Source organism: Desulfomarina profundi (assembly GCF_019703855.1).
GTDB lineage: Bacteria > Desulfobacterota > Desulfobulbia > Desulfobulbales > Desulfocapsaceae > Desulfomarina > Desulfomarina profundi.
This window is the reverse complement of the sequence record NZ_AP024086.1, coordinates 1,285,582-1,307,989: the sequence shown is the minus strand read 5'-3', so window position 1 is coordinate 1,307,989 and position 22,408 is coordinate 1,285,582. Positions and strand designations below refer to the sequence as shown.

The 22,408-nt window shown below is 46.9% G+C and carries 17 protein-coding genes; 8 read left to right on the top strand and 9 right to left on the bottom strand.

The features are described 5' to 3' along the window. The first annotated feature begins 131 nt into the window (after window positions 1–131). The 3 genes from LO777_RS06080 to LO777_RS06070 all read left to right on the top strand — a co-directional run bounded on the left by LO777_RS06080 (window position 132) and on the right by LO777_RS06070 (window position 5,771). Window positions 132–830: a TetR/AcrR family transcriptional regulator gene (locus LO777_RS06080; RefSeq protein ID WP_228856643.1), complete on the top strand. Its 699-nt coding sequence runs from the start codon at window positions 132–134 to the stop codon at window positions 828–830. Window positions 831–973: 143 nt separating this feature from the next. Continuing rightward, window positions 974–4,249 carry a fused isobutyryl-CoA mutase/GTPase IcmF gene (gene icmF, locus LO777_RS06075; protein WP_228856642.1) on the top strand — a complete coding sequence of 1,092 codons (3,276 nt, stop codon included), beginning with the start codon at window positions 974–976 and terminating at the stop codon, window positions 4,247–4,249. A 307-nt stretch (window positions 4,250–4,556) separates the two neighbouring features. Next, the gene (locus LO777_RS06070) at window positions 4,557–5,771 is read left to right on the top strand and encodes a hypothetical protein (RefSeq protein ID WP_228856641.1); all 1,215 of its coding nucleotides are present in this window, start codon (window positions 4,557–4,559) and stop codon (window positions 5,769–5,771) included. Between the two features lie 109 nt (window positions 5,772–5,880). Here LO777_RS06070 and LO777_RS06065 read toward each other — a convergent pair whose 3' ends face one another. Both LO777_RS06065 and cobO read right to left on the bottom strand, forming a co-directional pair. After that, entirely contained in the window at window positions 5,881–7,023 is a 1,143-nt protein-coding gene (locus tag LO777_RS06065) for a CaiB/BaiF CoA transferase family protein (RefSeq protein WP_228856640.1), read from the bottom strand. Window positions 7,024–7,064: 41 nt separating this feature from the next. After that, a complete protein-coding gene (gene cobO / locus LO777_RS06060; RefSeq protein WP_268907519.1) occupies window positions 7,065–7,661 on the bottom strand; it encodes a cob(I)yrinic acid a,c-diamide adenosyltransferase in 597 nt (198 codons plus the stop codon). Between the two features lie 242 nt (window positions 7,662–7,903). On the opposite strand from cobO, the gene LO777_RS06055 reads away from it, so the two are divergent. Together LO777_RS06055 and LO777_RS06050 are read left to right on the top strand one after the other, a co-directional pair. After that, window positions 7,904–8,923, top strand: a complete 1,020-nt coding sequence (locus LO777_RS06055) for a type I glyceraldehyde-3-phosphate dehydrogenase (protein WP_228856638.1) — start codon at window positions 7,904–7,906, stop codon at window positions 8,921–8,923. Window positions 8,924–8,952: 29 nt separating this feature from the next. Next, window positions 8,953–9,570 (top strand): hypothetical protein, encoded by a 618-nt coding sequence (locus LO777_RS06050; RefSeq protein WP_228856637.1) that lies wholly within the window; start codon window positions 8,953–8,955, stop codon window positions 9,568–9,570. 15 nt (window positions 9,571–9,585) lie between these two features. Here the strand turns inward: LO777_RS06050 and glmS are convergent, their stop codons facing one another. Further along, window positions 9,586–11,427, bottom strand: coding sequence for a glutamine--fructose-6-phosphate transaminase (isomerizing) (gene glmS / locus LO777_RS06045; RefSeq protein ID WP_228856636.1), 1,842 nt, complete (start codon window positions 11,425–11,427; stop codon window positions 9,586–9,588). Between the two features lie 279 nt (window positions 11,428–11,706). On the opposite strand from glmS, the gene pyrE reads away from it, so the two are divergent. The 3 genes from pyrE to LO777_RS06030 all read left to right on the top strand — a co-directional run bounded on the left by pyrE (window position 11,707) and on the right by LO777_RS06030 (window position 13,084). Next, window positions 11,707–12,258, top strand: coding sequence for an orotate phosphoribosyltransferase (gene pyrE, locus LO777_RS06040; protein WP_407929125.1), 552 nt, complete (start codon window positions 11,707–11,709; stop codon window positions 12,256–12,258). 11 nt (window positions 12,259–12,269) lie between these two features. Then, on the top strand, window positions 12,270–12,440 hold the full coding sequence (locus LO777_RS06035) for a dual CXXC motif small (seleno)protein (protein WP_228856634.1): 171 nt from the start codon (window positions 12,270–12,272) through the stop codon (window positions 12,438–12,440). A gap of 182 nt (window positions 12,441–12,622) precedes the next feature. Then, window positions 12,623–13,084 (top strand): PilZ domain-containing protein, encoded by a 462-nt coding sequence (locus LO777_RS06030; RefSeq protein ID WP_228856633.1) that lies wholly within the window; start codon window positions 12,623–12,625, stop codon window positions 13,082–13,084. Here LO777_RS06030 and hflX read toward each other — a convergent pair. The 6 genes from hflX to lon all read right to left on the bottom strand — a co-directional run bounded on the left by hflX (window position 13,069) and on the right by lon (window position 22,150). After that, window positions 13,069–14,643, bottom strand: coding sequence for a GTPase HflX (hflX, locus tag LO777_RS06025; RefSeq protein WP_228856632.1), 1,575 nt, complete (start codon window positions 14,641–14,643; stop codon window positions 13,069–13,071). The genes LO777_RS06030 and hflX overlap by 16 nt on opposite strands. A gap of 93 nt (window positions 14,644–14,736) precedes the next feature. Then, window positions 14,737–15,873, bottom strand: a complete 1,137-nt coding sequence (locus LO777_RS06020) for a multiheme c-type cytochrome (protein ID WP_228856631.1) — start codon at window positions 15,871–15,873, stop codon at window positions 14,737–14,739. Continuing rightward, entirely contained in the window at window positions 15,822–16,496 is a 675-nt protein-coding gene (locus LO777_RS06015; protein ID WP_228856630.1) for a hypothetical protein, read from the bottom strand. Before LO777_RS06015 ends, LO777_RS06020 begins: the two co-directional genes overlap by 52 nt. Before the next feature lie 26 nt (window positions 16,497–16,522). Next, entirely contained in the window at window positions 16,523–18,163 is a 1,641-nt protein-coding gene (locus tag LO777_RS06010) for an NAD+ synthase (RefSeq protein ID WP_228856629.1), read from the bottom strand. A gap of 63 nt (window positions 18,164–18,226) precedes the next feature. Further along, window positions 18,227–19,297, bottom strand: coding sequence for an endolytic transglycosylase MltG (gene mltG / locus LO777_RS06005; protein ID WP_228856628.1), 1,071 nt, complete (start codon window positions 19,295–19,297; stop codon window positions 18,227–18,229). A 462-nt stretch (window positions 19,298–19,759) separates the two neighbouring features. Next, window positions 19,760–22,150 (bottom strand): endopeptidase La, encoded by a 2,391-nt coding sequence (gene lon, locus LO777_RS06000; protein WP_407929124.1) that lies wholly within the window; start codon window positions 22,148–22,150, stop codon window positions 19,760–19,762. Between the last annotated feature and the right edge of the window lie 258 nt (window positions 22,151–22,408).

Here is a 22,408-nt window from a genome sequence, read left to right as displayed (position 1 = left end):
ACTACTCATCCTCCGGGGCATAGGAAATAGTCATTCCACCCGGATGACGAGTGAATTTACTTTCTGAAACTCAGGATTCAGGTACGATTTTTTGAAGTTTATTAAAAAAGGCGACATCTGGAGCAATTTGCATGAAGGAAAACCACGATCAGGAACGTGAAGTAGCAACCCATATAAAAAACAAGGAACTTGTCAGGGAAAGGAGAAGGAAGATAGTTGATGTTGCTGTCAAGCTTTTTATAGAACATGGCTATCATAAAACAACAACCAGGGCTCTTGCCAAAAAAACAGGAATGTCCACCGGTTCACTGTATGAATATGTTTCCAGTAAGGACGATGTGCTTTACCTGGTATGCACCTCCATTCATGCCGAAGTGGAAAGAGGTATAAAGGAAGCCCTGGCCAGGCCTGTTGAGAACGGCTGTGCTCTGGCAGAGGTGATTCGGGAGTTTTTTCTGGTCTGTGAGAGAATGAGTGATCACGTCCTGCTGATGTACCAGGTGACACAGTTTCTGCCGGAAAAATGGCAGAAAAAAGTTCTGGAAGCCGAATTGCGTATTACCGACCTGTTCATCGAGGCCATGAAGGAGCTGAGAATTTCAGGAAAAATTCCTGACCTGGATGACCATACAATCAACCTGATCGGACATAATATCTCCGTTCTTGGTCATACCTGGGCTTTCAGGCGGTGGTATTTTGCAAAATATTTTACAATAGATGAATACATCGAACAGCAAACCGAATTCATCATGCGGTTTTTAGGTAAGAAAAACAACCAGCAGTATCTACCCTGCCGTAACAATGTTACGGATACGGGCAGCTCTGTTTGAAGAAAGGCCCTGGCTGGCCCGCACTGTCAGGGCGTTCATACTCTGGGGTATATTAATCCTCAGGGATAAAACGAACAATGAAGGTCCCGGCTGCGATGGGAAACAGTCACGGCTGAGACTTTCCCAGAGAAGAAGGTGAAACAATGAATGCATCAGTGGAAATATATAGACCGGAGAATGTAGTTCGCGCCATTACAGCCACCTCCCTGTTTGACGGCCACGACGCTTCAACCAATATCATGCGCAGAATTCTTCAGGATTCCGGTGTTGAAGTTATCCACCTAGCCCATAACCGATCCGTCCAGGAACTTGTCGAAACCGCCATAGCGGAAGACGCCCAGGGAATCGCCATGTCAAGCTACCAGGGCGGGCATATGGAAGCGTTTAAATACATGATTGATCTTCTCAAGGAAAAAAATGCATCCCACATCAAGGTCTTTGGTGGTGGAGGCGGTGTCATTGTTGCCGACGAAATCAAGGAACTTGAAGCGTATGGAGTTACAAAAATCTATTCCCCTGAAGATGGGCGTCTTATGGGGTTACAGGGAATGATCAACCATATGATCCGGGAGATGGATTTTTCCACCCTGCCCTTCCATGATCTTGACCCCGAAACCCTGGATACCAAAAACCCAAAGGCTATTGGCGGGTTTATTACAGCTGTCCAGAAGGCCAAAAGCACCGACAGCAATGAGCTGGAAACTCTCATGGCTCAACTCGCCCCGATTGCTGAAAAAAACAACCCGCCTGTTATTGGTATTACGGGAACCGGGGGTGCAGGAAAATCCTCTTTGACTGATGAAATAATTGTCCGTTTTCTCCATGATATCAAGGATATTTCCATTGCAATTATCTGCTGTGATCCTTCACGGAGAAAAACGGGTGGCGCTCTTCTGGGTGACAGGATTCGCATGAACTCCATCACCTCCTCCGACAATGTCTACATGCGCAGTCTTGCCACCCAGAACTCTTCCACAGAAGTCTCTGAAGCGCTGCCTGAAGCAATAGCAGTGGCAAAGGCTGCCGGGTTTGATCTTATCATTGCTGAAACCGCGGGAATCGGCCAGGGCGACTCGAAGATCACCGACCTCTCGGATCTTTCCATCTATGTCATGACCAGTGAGTACGGTGCCCCCTCCCAGCTCGAAAAAATCGATATGCTCGATTATGCAGATTGCATTGTCGTCAATAAATTTGAAAAGAAAGGCAGTGACGATGCCATCCGTGACATCCGTAAACAGGTTCAGCGTAACAGAAAGGCATGGGATACCAAACCTGAGGATTTTCCTGTCTTCGGCACAATCGCCTCAAAGTTCAATGATGACGGTACCACAGCACTCTACCACGCCATTATTGATATGCTGGCTGAAAAAACATCATTAAAACTGCAGCCGTCCCTGCCCCGACCTCAGTCGAAAACATCTTCCTCCAAGACTATTGTCATTCCTTCAGATCGTATTCGCTACCTCGCTGAAATATCAAGTACCGTACGCTCTTACCACAAGGAATCAGAAGAGCAGTCTGAATGGGTCAGAAAACGCCGCCACCTTTCGGAAAGTCTCGATATGATCGATTGCGAAGAGGAAACGTACCAGCCTCTCTGTGATCTTCTTCAGGAAAAAATTTCACAGACAGCAAAGCAGATAACTCCTGAAACAGAGGACATCATTCAAAGCTGGCACGATATCAAACAGGCCTACAGTGGAGACGAATACGTCTATACAGTACGTGGCCGTGAAATAAGAGTTCCTCTATACACCCGTTCACTCTCCCACTCAAAGATCCCTAAGATATCTCTGCCCAAATTTACCGATCCCGGAGATCTCTACTGTTGGATGCGTAAAGAAAATCTCCCCGGCTATTTTCCGTATACCGCCGGAGTCTTCCCCATGAAGCGAACCGGAGAGGCACCCACCAGAATGTTCGCCGGCGAAGGTGGTCCTGCACAGACAAACGCCCGTTTTAAGCTGCTGTCTGAAAATTCAGAAGCAAAAAGGCTTTCCACGGCATTTGACTCAGTAACCCTCTATGGTATGGATCCAGCCACCCGTCCCGATATTTACGGTAAAATCGGCACTTCAGGTGTTTCCATATGTACCCTGGATGATATCAAGGTTCTCTATGACGGCTTTGATCTCTGCGCTCCCACCACCTCTGTCTCCATGACCATCAACGGTCCGGCCCCTATCATGCTTGCCATGTTCATGAATGCCGCCATTGACCAACAGGTTGATAAGTTCAAAAATAAAACCGGCAAGGCACCTTCCGCCGATGAATATGCTAAAATCAAGGCCGATGTACTTTCAACGGTTCGTGGTACCGTCCAGGCCGATATTCTCAAGGAAGACCAGGGGCAGAACACTTGTATATTCTCCATTGAATTTGCACTGAAAATGATGGGAGACATTCAGGAGTATTTTATCGACCACAATGTCAAAAATTTCTATTCCGTTTCCGTTTCCGGTTACCATATTGCAGAAGCCGGGGCCAACCCCATCACTCAGCTGGCACTGACGCTTTCCAATGGCTTTACGTATGTGGAGTATTATCTGGCCAGAGGTATGGATATAAACGACATCGCTCCCAACCTCTCCTTCTTCTTTTCCAATGGAATGGATCCGGAATACACGGTCATTGGTCGTGTTGCCAGACGCATCTGGTCCCTTGCCATGAAAAAGAAATATAACGCTTCAAAGACTTCCCAGCGTCTGAAATACCATATCCAGACTTCAGGAAGATCCCTGCACTGCCAGGAGATTCAATTTAACGATATTCGCACTACCCTGCAGGCCCTCTGTGCCATCTATGACAACTGCAATTCCCTGCATACCAATGCCTATGATGAGGCCATTACAACACCCAGTGCGGAATCTGTTAGACGGGCTTTGGCCATCCAGCTCATTATCAATAATGAATGGGGACTGGCCAAAAATGAGAATATGAATCAGGGAAGTTTTATTGTCGAAGAACTGACCGATCTTGTGGAGGAGGCTGTTCTCGTGGAATTTGATCGTATTACTGATCGTGGCGGTGTTCTCGGTGCAATGGAGACTGGATACCAACGTGGAAAAATTCAGGAAGAATCCATGTACTACGAGGGATTAAAGCACTCCGGTGAATATCCGATCATAGGTGTGAACACTTTTTGCAATCCAGACGCCAACTACGATGAAGAAAATGCCTGCCTGGAACTGGCAAGGGCAACAGATGAAGAAAAGGACAAACAGATCCGGCGTCTTGCTGATTTTCACGCACGCCACAAAAATGAATGTCCTGCCGCCCTTGAAAACCTGAAAACAACGGCACTGGAAGGCAGAAATATTTTTGAGGAACTCCTTGAGACTGTAAAGCATTGCAGCCTGGGTCAGATAACCAATGCACTTTACGAAGTCGGGGGCCAGTACAGAAGAAATATGTGAAGAGTGACCAGGCGCTCAATTTCATTTTTCTACAAATAATGATTGACAAAAATTCATCTTCTGTTAATCATCAGGGAAATTGATTGAGCGCTTAGTCAGAATAATATTTGTTATTATTTCAGTGCCGTTTCACTCTGTGAAACAATTGCTGTTAAAAATTTTGTCAGTTATTAAAAATGACTGAGCGCTCGGTTGAAGTTAACCGCGTAACCAGATTGTGATGTTCCGATATAAGAAAATCATGCTTTACCTGTTTGTTGGGCAAGGTGGAAAGTAATTATTACTCAAATTTTCAAAGGAGGATCGTATGGCTGCAGCACAGTTGAAACCACGATGGGGACAACCCTTAACCGGCATTATTTCATTTTTCACTTTTTTTGGTATTGCCTGGGCCACCTGGTATATCCTGAGTGATCCACGGGGGCCGATCGGCTGGTTCCCCTACCCCTTTGTAATGTACCTTGCCATGATGATTCTGGTAGGTATCTGGCAGCACATGTTTTTGGGCGACTGGCCTTTCCAGAACATCTCACAGCCGATGCGCGGTATTATCATGACCATAACCAATGTTATACTGGTCTGGTTTGTGATTGATGTAATTTTTTACAGAGTTCTTGGGCTGGGTATGAATGTACTCAGCTATTACGGCCTTGACGAACTCGGAAAACCCGGCAAACTTGCCCAGGTCGCGGTTGTCTGTTTTGTTCTCATAGGTTTTTACACCTATCCTGTTTCCACCATTTTCTTTGGCAAATGGCCGGTACAACCATCCAATATTAAACAACCGGCTGCCGGATTTGCCGAGCTCGGCTGGGGAACTTTTCTGACACTTTTTGCCTACACAATCCTTATTCTGCCGTTCTTCGGCCTGGTTTTCAAGGGCCCCGTTCTGAGCGCACCCTGGTGGACCGCGTTAGGTGGAACTGGGCATGTTCACTGGGTTTTCGGTTGGTGGGAATGGGCGATTATCATCCTGTTCATGACAGTTAATGTGTGGCGTATGAAGCCCTGGAGTCTCATCCCGGCACCACAACCGCTGAAAGGCATTATCAGTGTAATCCTCTCCTTCATCGGAGCATACCTTGTAGCCCTGTTCTGTATGAAAATCATACCCATGTGGGTTCCTGCAGAATCCTTCCATCACCTGGAAGAAGCTAAAGGTGCCGCTGAAGTTCAGCGTTTTCTCTGGCTGCATTCAGCAGAAATCGCCGGTTTTACCCTGATTCCATTCCTCATCTGGCACCATTATTTTGATGACCTGGCCCTCGGCCTGGATGTAGACGGATGGCCGGCGTTCTTTCTTCGGACTATCGGCGTTCTCGCCTTCGCCGCTGTCAGTTACTGGATTTTCTACTACGCTAATTTCGGTCACTGGGGACTCGGCAATCATCATATGGAAGAATTCTCCCATCGTTTTGCCCATGGCGAATCGTTAATATGGAACTTCTGGTGGATTATTCCACTGTTGTGGAACGAATGGTTCTTCCATAAATGGCCATTCTATGTCCATGCTGAAGAATAAGATATATCCATAAATAGATCTGAAATAAAAAAGACCTGGAAGAAATTCTTCCAGGTCTTTTTTATTTTTTCTTCATGAGAAATGCTGGTTAACCAATATTACACAACATTCAACCGATAAAATTCCCGGATCTCTTTATCCCGAACCCAAGCTCCTGTAATATTTCTGAAGTGCTCTGACCGAAACCCTGGGGCTCAGTTCTCAGTGAAGCGGGTGTTCCACCAAGCTTGACAGCAGGGCCAAGACTCACCTCATCTGAACCATCCGCACCTTTGTTTTTTATTACCATCGAACGCTCAAGAAAATGTTCATCTCTGAACACCTCTGTCATTGTCTGAACCGGTGCATAGCAAACTTCAAGAGCGGACAACAGGCTGTCCCATTTGCTTAACGGCTCTTTCTGAAAGGTTTCCCTCAGCCATTCAATGATTTCTTCCCGGACATTTTCATCATATTGAGCTTTTCCGTATTCAGGTTTTCCAAGAACCTCACAGAGTTTGCTCCAGAAGCGGTTTTCAACCGCTCCTATTGCCAAAAATCTGCCATCAGCCGTCTTGTAAGTATTATAACAACCATATCTGTGTGACAACATGGTATTGGAACGTTTCTGTACCTGTCCAGTCTCTTTTTCCAGAAAATACGGCAGAGCATGGAAACCTATCATCCCGTCCGCCATGGCAATATCAATATACTGGCCCAGCTTTTCGGGATGTTTTTCCCGGGCGTAAAGGGCCATCATAATTCCAATAACACTCTGCAGACTGCCACCTGCTATATCGGCTAACTGGACCGCGGGAACTGTCGGAGCACCATCTGCAGGACCAATAAGATCAAGTATTCCGGCCTGGGCAAGGTAGTTGATATCGTGTCCAACCCGGTCGGCCAGAGGTCCATCCTGACCATAACCGGTAATTGAACAATAAATTACTGAGGGGTTAATTTTTTTCACAGACCCATAATCCACTCCGAGCCTTTTAACCACACCGGGCCGAAATCCTTCGATGATCACATCCACATGTTTGGCCAGTTTAAAAAAAATCTCCAACCCTTTGCTGTTTTTCAGATCCAGGGACATATGGCGTTTGTTTCTGTTCAGATCATTGAAAAATAGCCCATCCCCTTGGAATCTTCTGCTCTCAACGGCAATAACCTCAGCACCATGATCTGCAAGTATCATGGAACAGTATGGCCCCGGCAGCATCCTGGACAGATCAAGAACCTTTATGCCCTTCAGCGCGCCTTTATCAAACATAGCTCCTCCCCCTCTGGAAGTTCCTTATCATGCGTAAGGCATTAAAATTCAATCCCCTTCTGGGCCTTGATCCCCTGTTCATACGCATGTTTGATAACCCGGATTTCCGACACCGTATCGGCAACCTCCATCAGTTCTGGTGAAGCACCCCTTCCCGTGAGAATAAGGCTCAGATTTTCTGGTTTGTTTTGGATGAGTTCGACTATTTTTTTCTCCTCAAGGAAATCATACATAGGCAGGTAGGTTATTTCATCCAGAACAATCAGATCATATTGTCCACTATCTACCTTTTCCTTTGCCAACTCAAATCCTTTTCTGGCCACCTTCCTGTCATCTTCAATATTTTCCTTTGTAAATACAAACCCTTTACCACAGATAAACCAGTCCAGGTTATCCAGCTGTTCGGCCATTATTCTTTCACCATACCGTCCCTGGCCTTTGAGAAACTGGATTACACAAACCCGGTGACCATGACCCAGAGCCCGGAAAACTGTGCCAAGGGCCGCAGTTGTTTTACCTTTCCCGTCACCAGTATTGATAATTGTTCTTCCTTTAGGTTTCATTTCCATCTCCTGATTCTTATGTCGTGTTATAAAACAATCACATAATTTACCGTACCGGTTCCAATATCGCTCCATCAATATCACTCAACTGTCAACTCTTTGCCAAAAACATGAAACCTGGATCCGGTACTAAATAATATTTGATTCACAATATCCTTATATAAATAAAAAAGTTATCTGTTTCATTTTCTGATATGGAGGATTGAGTTGAAAACAGTATTGTGCTCTACCTTAAACTTGAGTATTGATAACATTCCTGGTTTTTATGGCAATTGTACAAGAGTGACCGAATAAAACTTAAGAGACAAATAAAACCAATGTACAGAGTTGCAATCAACGGATATGGGCGAATCGGCCAGAGTGTTCTCAGGGCAATATATTCCAGCCCATACAGATCAAAATTTAAAATTGTCGCCATAAATGAACCCGCTGACATTGAGACCCTCACCTATCTGACACGATACGACACAACCCATGGCCGTTTCCCTTATCCTCTCAGACATGACGGAAACAGTATCTACGTGGGTGAGGACAAGATTGAGATATTTCACCATAAAACCCCTACTGCCCTTCCCTGGAAGCAACTGGATGTGGACCTGCTGTTTGAATGTTCCGGTTCCTTTTCCGACCGAAAACAGGCAGAACAGCATATCAATAATGGCGCAAAACGACTTCTCTTTTCCCATCCCGCTCAACCCGATATAGATGCTACCATAGTTTATGGTTATAACGAGGACCAGTTGCGACCGGAGCACACTATTGTTTCCAATGCATCATGCACGACAAACTGTATTGTCCCGGTTCTCCATCTGCTCAATCGGGAATTCGGCATTGAGAACGGGGTCACTACAACAATTCATTCCGCCATGAACGACCAGCCGGTTATCGACAATTACCACCATACCGACCTGCGGTTAACCCGGAGTGCCCTCCACTCCATCATTCCCGTGGAAACAAACCTGGACAAGGGTATTGAACGATTGATGCCTGAAATGGCCGGCAGATTTCACTGCCTCCATCTTCGGGTGCCGACCATCAATGTCTCGGTTATGGATATGGCAATCAATGTAAAAAAACAAACGAGTGTCAAAGAAGTCAATAATCTGATAAAAAACAGTGCCTGTACAACTTTAAAAGGACTGCTCGGTTATACTGAAGAACCCCATGCATCCGTTGATTTCAATACCGATTCCAGATCCTCAATCTTTGACGCGACCCAGACCAGGGTCAGCAATGGTCATTTATTGAAACTGCTCTGCTGGTTTGATAATGAATGGGGCTATGCCAACAGAATGCTGGATGTTGCCAACAGCTGGCTCACCCTGGCTTCCCTCTGATACCCTTCTTCCCATAACAGGTGAATACAATGAAATGGAACCTAACAGGTCTGAAATTTCTTTACCCGCCCGAGGACTTCCCTGGGTCATTTTCAAATAAACTCATGCAGGAACGGCATGAAATCATGCGAAAACAAAAGATTATGGAAATCCGCATGAACCTGGAAAGGGCTGAATCAATCTCTGCGGCCCTGAAGAGTCTCCATCCCCTGGACCACCTCCAGTTTCTCCAGAACAATCTCGATATATTCAGAGCTGAAAATGCTCTTGAAGAAACTGTTCTCAACCTTTTTTACAGGGAAAACGGCTCCTTTCTGGCCGATGGTCATTTCACACTCTGGCATGATCTATTCAGTGAATGTAACCGGGAACGCTTTTACTCCCTGGGCCAGCCACTCCCCGGTGATGGTGCCATCGCCTATCGAGGCTCCATCACTGACAGCCCCAGCGGGTTCTGCTGGACAATCAGTAACAGAAAGGTAAACTGGTTCCGTAAACGCTGGCAGGACAAGGATCTTGGAGGCGGAACAATATATTCCACTTCAGTCAGGCCCGAAGATATCCTTATTTATCTGGAAAAAGACGGTGAAAAAGAACTGATTGTCACTCCCGAATTCCTGGACAGGGCGACAATCAACACAATCTGAATCTCTTTTGCCCCTCTATTCCACCGTCACGCTCTTGGCCAGATTTCTCGGCTGATCGACATCACAGCCTCGTCTGGATGCAATTTCATAGGAGAGTAACTGAGCGGGAATTGTATAGAGAATAGGATTCATTTCTTCATGAACCTCCGGCAGATAGATCACATCATCCGTCAGTTTTTCCAGATGAGTGTCACCCTCTGTACCAAAGAGAATAAGGCGCCCCTTTCTTGCCTTGATCTCTTCCACATTGGACAAACTTTTCTGGTAGACTTCATCTCTGGGGATCAAGGCGACGATGGGCATCTCTTTGTCAATCAGGGCAATGGGACCATGTTTCAATTCTCCGGAGGCATAACCTTCCGCATGAATATACGATATCTCTTTTAATTTCAATGCACCTTCAAGGGCAATGGGAAAACTGAGCCCCCTTCCCACAAAAAGAAAATCTCGACAATCCCAGAAATCATCTATGAGATTTTCAATATCAGTACGAAGACGGGGAAGTTCCCGATCAACCACTCCTGCGATATTAATGAGGGCCTTACCCAGTTCCAGACGTTTCTCAGCAGAAACTGTCTCTTTTTTTCCAGCAAGATACAGGGTAAAAAGAAAGAGAGCGGCAAGCTGGGAAATGAATGCCTTGGTGGAAGCCACACCAATTTCCGGGCCCGCATGGGTGTAAATAGTGCCGTCCGCTTCCCTTGTCATGGTTGAGCCGACAACATTACAGATGGTGACAACCTTCGACCCCATCTCCTTAGCCCTCCTGATACCGGCAAGGGTATCAGCCGTTTCCCCTGACTGGGAAATGGAAACCGTCAGCACCCGTTCGTTTATCAACAGATTTCTGTACCTGAATTCTGAGGCAATATCTACTTCCACCGGAATATGGGCGAATTTTTCTATCCAGTATTTGGCAATAAGGGCCGCATGCCAGGATGTTCCACAGGCTACCAGAAAAATTCTGTCAAAAGATTCTATAGCCTCACGATCAAGATTGATCTCCGGCAGATCAACCTCACCAGTTTCCGGGTTGATTCGCCCGCTGATCGTATTGGTAATTGCCTGGGGCTGCTCAAAAATCTCTTTGAGCATGAAATGTTTATAACCTGCCTTTTCGGCCATTCCTGCGTTCCAGTCAATGGTATTCACCTCTTTTTCCACGGGAAGACCGGTTTCAAGGGACTGGATCTCACAGCTATGTGCGGTAATGACCGCCAGCTCCATATCATCCAGGAAAACAACCTTGTTGGTATAGGGGAGAAACGCTGGAATGTCAGAGGCCAGGAAATTTCCTTCTTCGCCTCCGAGACCAAGAACGAGTGGACTCTGATTTCTTACACCGATAATGGTATCTTCCATTCCCGACCAAAGCACACCGATGGCATAGGCGCCTTCTATCCGTTCTATAGCCTGTTTTACTGCGGCGACCAAATCCGTATCGAGATACTCTTCAATGAGATGAGCCAATACTTCCGTGTCGGTCTCCGAGGAAAAAACATGTCCCTTTTCCTTCAGCTCAGTCCTGAGAGAATGATAATTTTCTATAATGCCGTTATGAATAACGACAAGGTCCCCGGTACAGTCACTGTGAGGGTGGGCATTTTCCGTTGTCGGAGCACCATGTGTGGCCCAACGCGTATGACCAAGACCAATATGAGATGGGGCAATTATTGCGGAGTCGATAATACTTTCAAGCTTCGACAGTTTCCCCCTGGAGCGATGCTTAACAAGTTTACCCTCTTCCAGGTACACTATACCGGCAGAATCGTAACCACGATATTCAAGCCTTCTGAGACCTTCCAGAACAACCGGAACGACCTTACGGGGACCACAATATCCTACAATACCACACATAATTTCACCTTTTCAATATGACAACACGACATACACATCATGCGAAAACGATTCCAGACAAGTATTCAGCCTCTCAGCCGAATCGCCGAAGAAACATTTCAAAAGACTTCAAAACGGGCAATTATTACTTTCAGTGGTTGAAAAAAACGCTTCAAGCCTGACAACATTTGATGAACATACCAGTTTTTTCTTTTAACTCCAGCAAAAAAAATGTACTATTGCACGGTTTTCATGGATAATCCAACAATGACATCAATTTCTCCAGGCATACATAATAAAATGAACGATAGACAGCGGTTAAAAGATATTCTTCTGGAAAAATCCTACAGAAAAGGAACCTTTACCCTCACTTCCGGCAAAACTTCCGATTTCTATATAGATGGTAAACAGACAACTCTTTCAGCTGAAGGTGCGTATCTTTGTGGCAAGCTCCTGTTTGAACTGCTGCAGAAATCTGATACTCCCATTCATGCCGTCGGGGGCATGACGCTTGGTGCTGACCCTCTCGTCACGGCGGTTTCCATTGCCAGCTATCTCGCCGACAAACCCATCCCCGCCTTTATTGTCAGAAAAGAGGCAAAGGGTCACGGGACCGGAAACTATATTGAAGGACTGAAGAACATGGAAAAAGGCTGCACGGTCGCCCTGCTTGAAGATGTAGTCACCACCGGCGGAACTCTCCTTAAGGTTATTGAAAGAGTGGAAGATGCCGGTTTCAAGGTAGGTCTCGTGGCCACACTGGTGGAAAGGCAGGAAGGAGGCACTGAAGTCCTGAAAGAGGCTGGATATACTCTTGAATCACTTTTTACCAGGGAAGAACTGCTTTCCTGAACCGGACAATCATGAAATGTAAACAGTGTGCAGGAAAACTAGAAGTACATCGCAGTTGCAGACGCGTACGACTGCGATGTACCCTCTGTGGCAAGGAATACCAGATTCACGAGGTTGCAGCCGATCTGGACCGGGAAACTGAAGAAGTCCTTGAGAGATACACCGCAATAATCTACGACTAACCCCCAACTCCTAACTCCCAACCCCCAACCCCTCACCCCTCACCTCTATCCCCTCAAAAAAAAGAATTCATTCTATTTACCTATAGTCATTTATCTCATTTGGTCTTATAATATGTGAGGCTCTGTAGATTTGATAATAGATTCGTATGATTGTATAATCAGGTATGACGACAGAAAAGAATATGACCAAATCCTTCGTGAAAAGTGGCAATGAAGCAACCATCATCTGCCCGAAGTGCAATTTGGCAAAAACCATATCCGTTACTCAGTTCCGTAATCGTCAACATCTGCTGAAGGTGAAATGCAAGTGTGGCAACAGATTCAGGATCCAGCTTGAATTTCGACGTCACTACAGAAAAAATACTGACTTAACAGGTACTTATGAGCTAAAAACACCTGCAACAGGCGGTGGACTTGTCAAAATTTCAAACCTTTCTCTCAGTGGTGTCTGCTTTCTCGTCCGCGGAATACACAATATCAAGACAGGCCAGAAAGGTACACTGAGCTTCACCCTTGACAACCGAAAGCAGACAGTACTTTTCAAAAATGTCATCATCCGCTCGGTTGACAGGGGGAGGATCGGCTGTGAATTTATAGAAGATCAGGCCTTTGAAAAAGAACTGGGATTCTACCTACGTCCCTGACAATTTATTCCCGCAACCTTGCCTATCAGCGTTTCAGCTTTGATCAGAAACGTCTTTAATGTCTCGGGCTCAAAACAACTTACCAGCAACTCATTTTTTCTCAGCAAGCCATCCGCAACAGTGCTGTCCTGAAGGAGATCTGCCTTGTTATAGAGTTTCAGACATGGAATGGATCCCAGCTCCAGCTCTTCCAGAAGATTTTCCACCACCTGTACCTGGTCCTGGTAGAGAGGATTTGAGACATCAATTACATGGACAAGAAGATCCGCTTCCTGCAGTTCTTCCAGTGTGGCCATGAATGCTTTGAGCAGTTCAGCAGGAAGATCCCGGATAAACCCTACGGTATCTGTTATGATAACCTCAATTTCCTTTGGAAAACGCAACCTGCGGCTGGTGGGGTCCAGAGTTGCAAAAAGTTTGTTCTCGGCAACGATAGAACTGTTGGTAAGAGTGTTGAGCAGTGTCGATTTTCCAGCATTGGTATAACCGACAAGGGAGATGACCGGCAGATCTCTCTTTCTTCTCTTTGCCCGTCTCCGGTACCGCTCCCGGCTGACATTTTTCAATTCTTTTGCCAACCTGGCAAGCCTGTCATTGATCCTGCGGCGATCAATCTCAAGCTTTGTTTCTCCAGGCCCCCTGGCACCAATTCCACCTGTCAGCCGCGACAGGGAATCATCCCTTGAAGAAAGCCTTGGCAGCATATATTTCAACTGGGCCATCTCCACCTGGAGCTTTCCCTCCCTGCTCATGGCCCTGTGGGCGAAAATATCAAGGATGAGTTGCGTACGGTCTATAACACGCAACTCGGTAAATTCGGTAATGGATCGAATCTGGGACGGATTCAGTTCCTGATTAAAAATGAGCAGATTCGCGTCAAGCTGTAGCGCCCGTATCATAATTTCCGCCAGCTTTCCCTTACCAAGAATTAGGCGTGGATTGACCTTTCGTCTGCGCTGCAGAACAGTATCGAGAACTTTCACATTATCAGACCGGCTCAGTTCGGCAAGCTCCGCCAGGGACTCCTCCGCCCGAAGCCGCGACTCCGTACTGACACTGATCAGAATTGCCCTGTCCTCTTTACTGTCGACACTCTTTGCCCTGTGCTGAGCTGCAAAATCCCGCTCCACTGCCAGAATCAGTTCTTCCGCCGACTCAAACTGATTGGCCGGATGAACCGGATCAAGAAATATCCAGTTTCTTCCATCTTTTACGGCGGGGAGTAAATGGGCTGTATATAGCTGTTCAGGGAGGCCATCTTCGGTCATTTTCAACACTGAGAGCAGATCCAACCTGAGAAAGAGCAGATCCATCAGGTCTTCATCACTGATATCTTCCCCGGCCAGATGAGTATGGATGAGTCTCAGTCCTTTCAGTCTCCCGCCGGAAGAACGCACATGACCGAGCCTGGGAATGACAATCCGGGAATAATCACCCACAATAATGGATTCTACCTTGCCGGACCGATGCACGAGCAACCCTATCTGCCTGTTAATTTCCATGGACAGCTGACAGATGTTTCGTGCCATTTCCGGATTAATGATTTTATCCCGCTGCACCCTCTTGGTTCCCAGACGTTCCAGGGATTTGATCTGGTGCTTTTTCAGGCCGGAAATATTTCCTGTTACAATACCGATACCGTCTCCCCTCTATTAATCTTCAGATTTATCACGGCTGCAGACTGTCTCTGCCGTGTATGATTTCCAGATTCTGTCTTCATAAGAATCATGGCAGATGACACATGTCCCCACACGCAGAATAGCCTTTAACTCGACCCCATTGAAGGGACGCAGTTCCGGCCGGGAGCTGTTCTGCAACGGCTCTCCATCAAGGGTCACATAGGCATCAAGGGGCACGGTTTTACCACTGTCCGTCATCACCCCCTGTCCCAAAGGCTCAAAGACCAGTTTCCCATCCTTCTCGTACAAGGTTCCATTTCCAAGCCCAAGGGTTTTAGTCGAGCCATGACAATCAATGCATTTTCTCCCTTTTGCCTGGGTGGTATGGGGGTTGATAGCAGCCATGGTTAAACGATTAAAACTCTTTTCAAGCTTACCCTTTTTGTCAAGTACCGTGACTATATCCTGGCAGCCGGGAGTAACGATGACCACCTCGTCATTCCACACTCCAAGCATCGGTTTTTCATAGCGGATATAAGACCGCCCCTCTTCCCACCAGCCGGAGGTCTCTTTCAGAGTCAGTTTATCCAGGTGGGTCTGGGCCGCATCCCTTTTCACATGGCAGCCATAGCACTGAGCCACCCAGCTTGAATGGCACGCCTCGCATGAAACCCGCTTGTGGGCAGTAAAGTCACAGACTCCTTTTTTTATCGGTTTCAAGGGAAAGTTTTTATCATTCACCTTGCCAGCAAGAACCCAGCCATCCTTTCCTTTTACAACATTGTTCAAACGATTATTTTTCCTGGTAATCCCTGGATCAGCTGTATGACAGGTTTCACAGGATATCTCCAGCTGATCTTCATAATGGGCATAACTGGTACCATCTCCCATAATCTCATTTCTGGTATGACAGTCTATACACTCCATCCCCCTGCTGTGATGAATATCATCAGCCAGATCAAGATAAAACCTGGCCCCGGGAAGCTGTTTTGAGCTCACCGTTCCCTTTTCATAGGGCGTTCCATACCCTTCAGATTCAAAAATACCCATGTAGGAGATGCCTATCCTGCCGGAACGGTTATGGCACCGTACACAGTTGGAACTTTGAACCTTTTTCGTTACCAGGGGATGGATTTTCTTTTTTTCAAGCTCATCACCGTCATCGGACACTGTAACTGAAACACCCGATTCCCCAGGGATTGAATAATGGCAGGCGGAACATCCCCCACCCTTTTTTCTGAAAAAATCGGGAGCACCGACCATATCATTTTTCTGTTTCCAGAGGTGGCAGGTGGCGCAGAGTTTACTGAAATAATCAATGGCAAGGGTATCTTTTTTCTCTTGCAGCAGTTTTTCGACCGTAAGCTCCGTATCCTGGCTTTTGCTCTCCCCCAGTAATAGAGAAGGGTACCGAGAATCCCCCTGTTGGTTGCCATGAGGGAATTCTTTACCTTGTGAACATCCTTTGGATGACACCCTTCAGTTGAACAGGTTTTCTCCACATGACGGAGATCACCCGGATTCAGTACCATATCCCTGTGGGCCGCTTCTTCGGTAATGGCAAGAGGATTGCCGAGATGACAACTGCTGCAGCCAATCACCTTTGGATCATGGGCGGGATCGAGTTTTTCATCCCTGTGGCAGGTGATACACATGTCAACCATGCCGGAGCTGGTGATTCCCAGCTTTTCGGGACGGTTCAATACCGCTTCACTGTAGATCAGCCAGACAAAGGCTCCAGCAGCAAAAACGATAAAAAACCAGTGCAACACACGCTTTCTCTTTTCCGACATGTCAGGGTCACCAGCCATAAAATAGACTATTGCTGAAAATTCTGAACATTGGGAAACCTGCGTCCATAGCCAAAAGCCTTGCTGGTCACCTTGAGTCCCATTGGCGCCTGCTTTCGCTTATATTCATTTATGCGCACCCGTCGCAGGACATCCCTGACAACATCATTGTCAAACCCCCTTGCTGTGATTTCATCCGGTCCTTCCCCGCCTTCCAGATGCAGTTCAAGGATCCTGTCCAGTATTTCATAGGGCGGCAGATCATCCTGATCACACTGGTCAGGTTTCAATTCAGCGGTAGGCGGTTTCGTAATAATACGGGGTGGAATACGGATTTTTTGCCGATTAATATATTCAGCGAGTTCATAGACAAGCTGTTTTGGGACATCGGAAATAACCGCCAGCCCGCCACTCATATCACCGTAGAGGGTACAGTACCCGACAGCCATTTCGCTCTTGTTGCCTGTAGTCAGCAGCAAATGATTAAACTTGTTTGACAGGGCCATCAGCAGGTTGCCTCTGATACGTGCCTGGAGATTCTGTTCCGTGACATCCTCTCCAAAACCCGCAAACAGCGGTGACAGGTTTTTTTTAAAGGTTGAAAACAGTTCATCAATGGGAATTTTTTCAAAACCGCAGCCAAGATTGGCGACGAGTTCAAGGGCATCTTCCAAGGAATCATCGGAGCTGTACAGGGAGGGCATAGCCACACCGAGAACATTTTCCGATCCCAGGGCATCAACCCCGATGACAGCGGTGACCGCCGAATCGATCCCTCCGGACAACCCCAGAACCACCGAGGAGAAACCACATTTTTTCACATAATCCCTGACCCCGAGGACCAGGGCATCGTACACTGACGGAACCGATTCCATCTCGGCGGGTTCATGCATCTCACCTGTCCAGTCGGAGCTGTCGACGACAATCATATCTTCCCTGAATCCCGCGGCCTGTGCAACAGTCCGGCCCTGGCTGTCCAGTACATGGCTGCGTCCGTCAAAGATAAGGGAATCCTGGCCACCCACCTGGTTGCAATAGAAAAACGGAATATTGTGAGTGCAACAAATTTCCGCAAACAGTGTTTTCCTTAACTTTTCCTTGTCCCGTTGAAAGGGAGAGGCGGAAATATTGATAACCCCGTCAACACGGGCACCATCACTTATGATAATATCATCCACCGGCCGGATTGAATAGTCACGAACCTCGTGGTGCCAGACATCTTCGCAGATCGTCACACAGAAACGATGCCCATGGATTTCATAGATATCGGAAACAGGTCCCTGTTCAAAATACCTGGTCTCATCAAAGACGTCATAGGAAGGCAGGAGACGTTTTCTGGCTCGAAAAATAATTTTGTTATCACGAATCACTACAGCGGAATTGTACAGTGGTTTCCCCCGCCCATCTCCCCGCCTTTCAACACAACCAAGCATCACATCAGGACCGGGTGGAAGGTCCTGCACCAGTTGTTGCAGTGCCTGTTCGTAACTCTGGAGAAAAACCTCACGTTCAAGCAGATCCTGGGGTGGATAACCCGACACTACAAGTTCAGGAAAAATAATAAGGGAGCAGTTTTTTTCCCTGGCAGAATCAACCCATTTTTTAATCTTTTCACAGTTCCCGGAAAAATCTCCGATAACCGGATTTATCTGAACAAGACCGATTTTCACTCTCTTCTCCATTTATGACAGGAACCTGAATCCATGACTGTTAACAACAGCTAAACAGACTCCCTATTTACCTCTTTTATTTCTTTTTTTCCGCTGATATTTTTGCACGGCGCGATTATGTTCCCGCAGCGTCCTGGAAAAAGAGTGTGTGCCATCATTTTTCGACACAAAATAAAGATAGTTACTTTCAACAGGTCGCAATACTGCCAACAAGGATTCCCGACCGGGATTACAGATAGGCCCGGCGGGCAGGCCTGACAATATATAGGTATTATAAGGTGAGGACGTACGAAGATGGGTACGGGTAATGGGACCGAAATACCCCCTGTTCCGATAAGGATAAATCACAGTGGGATCAGACTGCAGGCGCATCCCCCGTTTCAGTCTGTTGAGAAAAAGTCCGGCAATAAGCGGACGCTCCCCCGGATCTCCCGTCTCCATTTCAATAATAGAGGCCAGGATAACCACTTCTTTTCTCGAAAAAGGAGCTTCCATATTCTCCTGTTGTATCAGGTCCTTCCAGACCTGGAAAAACCGTCTGACCATCATGGTGATGATCTTTTCCGCCCCCTTGGTTTCCAGGGTCAGCATATAGGTATCCGGATAAAGATATCCCTCCAGACTGTCAAGCCCTTTCAGTCCCAGGGATGCAATCAAGCTGCTGTCTGTAACATGGTCCATAAAGGATTTCGAATCACACCAACCTTCCGCTGCAAAAATTTCACCAATTTCCTGTGCCCTCAATCCCTCTCGAATGGTTATCGGGTGCTGTACCTGTCTTGCTTTGAGCAGCTCTTCCAGTAATTTACCCGGAGTTTTTCCCGTTACAAGCTGAAATTCTCCAGCTCGAATATGGGCTGCATGACCGGACAATTTGACCAGCAGGGAAAAGCGGATATCATCATAGATCAATCCGTTTTCTCCCAATATTTTTGCTGCGCCCCTGACGGATGTTCCCGAAGGAATGGTTACCACCACTTTCCGGCCCGCGGGCCCGGGTCCTTTTCCAACCAGGTAGGCAGCAAACCAGATAAAGAGCATCAATCCGGCAAGAAACAGAAAAAGGGCTGTCCACAGGACAACCCTTTTTCCGTTAAATCTTTTTTCATCCAACTGTTCTGTATCGTCAGTCACAATACCTTCTCTGTCTACGGGTATAGCTCAGTTTGGTCTAACCTAAATCCTGCACTTCGAAAATAAATAAAAAGTATTTATACTGTGATGATCTCGTAAAAAGTCGTTCAACGTTCCCAGATGGACTCTGGAAAAACTTCGATATACAAGGCGTGGCGGTGTCGTGTAAGCGCAGGCGTACATATAGTACGTCGAGCATTACACGATCACCCCACAACGCAGTAGATCGGAGTTTTTACGAGTCCATCATACTGTATAAACAAATAATTATCATATCGCAGTAAGGGTTGTACTACTCACTTTCTGAGTGAGATTGTTTTTTCTTTATTCCCTCGCCCTGCGGGATTGGCAATTTTATCGAATCTGCTTCGTTATCAAGGGCTTGAAGTATGTTAATACGTCTGCGCCCTTAATGCCTCGCATCTCCAATAGACTTACCAATTGCAGGATTCAGGTCTAAATTTATTTTTTCTTCTTCCCTGTACTTCTCTTTTTCTGACCGGACTTGTTGTTAAACGCAATTTTCACCACCTGATCCATATCCTTCACCGGGTAAAAATCCATCTTCTTTCTGATATCCTCAGGTATTTCCACCAGATCTTTTTTATTCTGCTCTGGAATAATTACCGTGGTGATCCCGGCACGCAATGCCGCCAGAGCCTTTTCCTTCAGGCCACCTATGGGCAGAACACGTCCACGCAGGGTAACTTCCCCTGTCATGGCCAGTTTTCCTATAACTTTCTTCTGAACAATGGCAGAATAAAGTGCTGTGGCCATGGTGATACCGGCCGAAGGCCCATCCTTTGGAATAGCCCCGGCGGGTACATGGATATGGATGTCTATTGTATCGAAATAATCCTCTTTCACCCCCAGCTCCCGGAAACGGCTTCGGCAATAGGTTAGAGCTGCCTGGGCCGATTCCTTCATGACATCCCCCAGTTGTCCTGTCAGAATCAGTTTACCCTTGCCGGGCATCAGATTAACCTCTATCTGCAATATCTCCCCGCCAACTTCGGTCCAGGCAAGACCGGTTACCAGGCCGGGCTGCTCAAGCCGCTGCAGTTCGGATTCTGGTATGGTTTTCGGGGGACCGAGGTATTTTTCAATATTCCTCTTACTGACAGTGTACGGACCCCGTCCGCCTTCGGCAATCTTGCGGGCAATCTTCCGACAGATCTTGCCGATTTCCCGCTCCAGATTTCTCAACCCTGCTTCATAAGTATAATGTGTGGCAATATATTCTATGGTCTCATCCTTGATACGGATCTGTGAGGGACGCACACCATTTTCCTTTACCTGTCTTGGCAAGAGATACCTGCGTGCAATCACAACCTTTTCCTCAAGGGTATACCCGGACAGACGAATAACCTCCATCCTGTCCAGTAATGGCCTCGGGATGGTATCGCTCATGTTGGCCGTCGTGATAAACATCACCTTTGACAGATTGATAGGCAGATTCATATAGTGATCAGTAAACTCAAAATTCTGCTCCGGATCGAGAACTTCCAGCAATGCCGAAGACGGGTCACCCCTGTAGTCCGCACCGATCTTATCGACCTCGTCCATCATGAAAACAGGATTGTTTGCTCCGGTAGTCTTTAACCCCTGAACAATTCTACCGGGCATGGCGCCGATATAGGTGCGCCTGTGACCGCGAATTTCCGCTTCGTCACGCATCCCGCCCAATGAGAGCCTGTAGAATTTTCTCCCCATGGCCCTGGCAATGGATTGCCCGAGAGAAGTTTTACCAACCCCCGGAGGGCCGACGAAACAGAGGATGGGGCCCTTGGTTGATTTATTGAGCTTTCGCACGGCAAGAAACTCAAGAATCCTCTCCTTCACCTTGTCCAGGCCGAAATGATCTTCATCCAGGATCTCTTTTGCCCTTTTCAGATCAAGATGATCCTTGGTCCCCTTCTTCCACGGCACATCGAGAATCCAGTCAATATAAGTACGAATAATGGTCGCCTCAGAAGAATCCGGGTGCATCATGGCCATTCGATTCAGCTGTTTTTTGGCTTCCTTTCGAACCGGCTTCGGCATTTTTGTTTTTTTCAGCCTGCGGGAAAGTTCATCAATTTCCTGACCGTAATCATCTGTATCTCCCAGCTCCTTCTGCAGGGCGTGGATCTGCTCGCGGAGAAAATATTCCCGCTGGGATTTGCTCATCTCCTCCTTGGCATCATTCTGAATCTTTGCCTGCACCGTGGACACTTCCAGTTCCTTGGCCAGCAGTTCATTCACCAGCTGCAACCGGACAACAGGATCAGTTTCCTCAAGAATTTTCTGGGATTCCGGGATCTTCAGGCGTAGATTAGAACCGACCAGGTCTGCCAATCGGCCCGGATCTTCAATGTTGTTGATAATCATCATAAGATCGGCGGAAAGGATTCCCCGAAGCGACATGATTTTCTCAGTCTGCTCCCGTACCGTTCGCATCAGGGCTTCCACCTCAACGCTCACTTCCCCTTCCATGGGCTGGTCTTCTATCACCTCCACTGCCACCTGGTAGGATGGATCCGTACGGAGAAATTCCTTTATTCTTGCCTTGGACATGGCCTGCACAAGAACCTTCAACCGGCCATCGGGCAACTTGAGCGTCCGCATGACCATACAGACCATTCCGACTTCGTAGAGGTCTTTTTCCGTTGGATTGTCTTTTGTCGCATCTTTCTGAGTGACCAGCATCAGCAGTTTATTGGATGCAAGAGCCTCGTTGACAGCCTCAACAGAACCCGGTCGCCCGACAAACAGGGGAATAATCATATAATTGAAAACGACCACATCCCGAACAGCCATCATAGGCAGAACTTCAGGTATTTCCATATCTTCATTATTGGAAAAATCGTCCATACCTATACTCAATGAATCATTAAATTCCACAAAAACCTCCTGGAGAGATTACTTTTCCGGTAAATCGGGAGCAGTTTCACTACCCGTTTACTTTTCGGTAATCCTCCCTATTTTCAGATATATATAGATTATTCAGATACATGCTTCTCAAATCCGGGGAAATTCTAAACATCGCTCACCGGGAAGTCAAGCACAGATCGTTTTTGTTACAGAACCTGTTTTCTCTTGATATCCTGCCCCTTTTCTCTCATAGTATCA

Excerpts from the sequence above, each read along its gene's own strand:
- icmF (WP_228856642.1), top strand. The coding sequence starts at position 974 with ATGAATGCATCAGTGGAAATATATAGACCGGAGAATGTAGTTCGCGCC.
- LO777_RS06015 (WP_228856630.1), bottom strand. The coding sequence starts at position 16,496 with ATGTCGGAAAAGAGAAAGCGTGTGTTGCACTGGTTTTTTATCGTTTTT.
- pyrE (WP_407929125.1), top strand. The coding sequence starts at position 11,707 with ATGAACGATAGACAGCGGTTAAAAGATATTCTTCTGGAAAAATCCTAC.
- LO777_RS06050 (WP_228856637.1), top strand. The coding sequence starts at position 8,953 with ATGAAATGGAACCTAACAGGTCTGAAATTTCTTTACCCGCCCGAGGAC.
- LO777_RS06030 (WP_228856633.1), top strand. The coding sequence starts at position 12,623 with ATGACCAAATCCTTCGTGAAAAGTGGCAATGAAGCAACCATCATCTGC.
- LO777_RS06055 (WP_228856638.1), top strand. The coding sequence starts at position 7,904 with ATGTACAGAGTTGCAATCAACGGATATGGGCGAATCGGCCAGAGTGTT.
- cobO (WP_268907519.1), bottom strand. The coding sequence starts at position 7,661 with ATGGAGCGATATTGGAACCGGTACGGTAAATTATGTGATTGTTTTATA.
- LO777_RS06070 (WP_228856641.1), top strand. The coding sequence starts at position 4,557 with ATGGCTGCAGCACAGTTGAAACCACGATGGGGACAACCCTTAACCGGC.
- LO777_RS06080 (WP_228856643.1), top strand. The coding sequence starts at position 132 with ATGAAGGAAAACCACGATCAGGAACGTGAAGTAGCAACCCATATAAAA.
- glmS (WP_228856636.1), bottom strand. The coding sequence starts at position 11,427 with ATGTGTGGTATTGTAGGATATTGTGGTCCCCGTAAGGTCGTTCCGGTT.
- lon (WP_407929124.1), bottom strand. The coding sequence starts at position 22,150 with ATGGACGATTTTTCCAATAATGAAGATATGGAAATACCTGAAGTTCTG.
- LO777_RS06065 (WP_228856640.1), bottom strand. The coding sequence starts at position 7,023 with ATGTTTGATAAAGGCGCGCTGAAGGGCATAAAGGTTCTTGATCTGTCC.
- LO777_RS06035 (WP_228856634.1), top strand. The coding sequence starts at position 12,270 with ATGAAATGTAAACAGTGTGCAGGAAAACTAGAAGTACATCGCAGTTGC.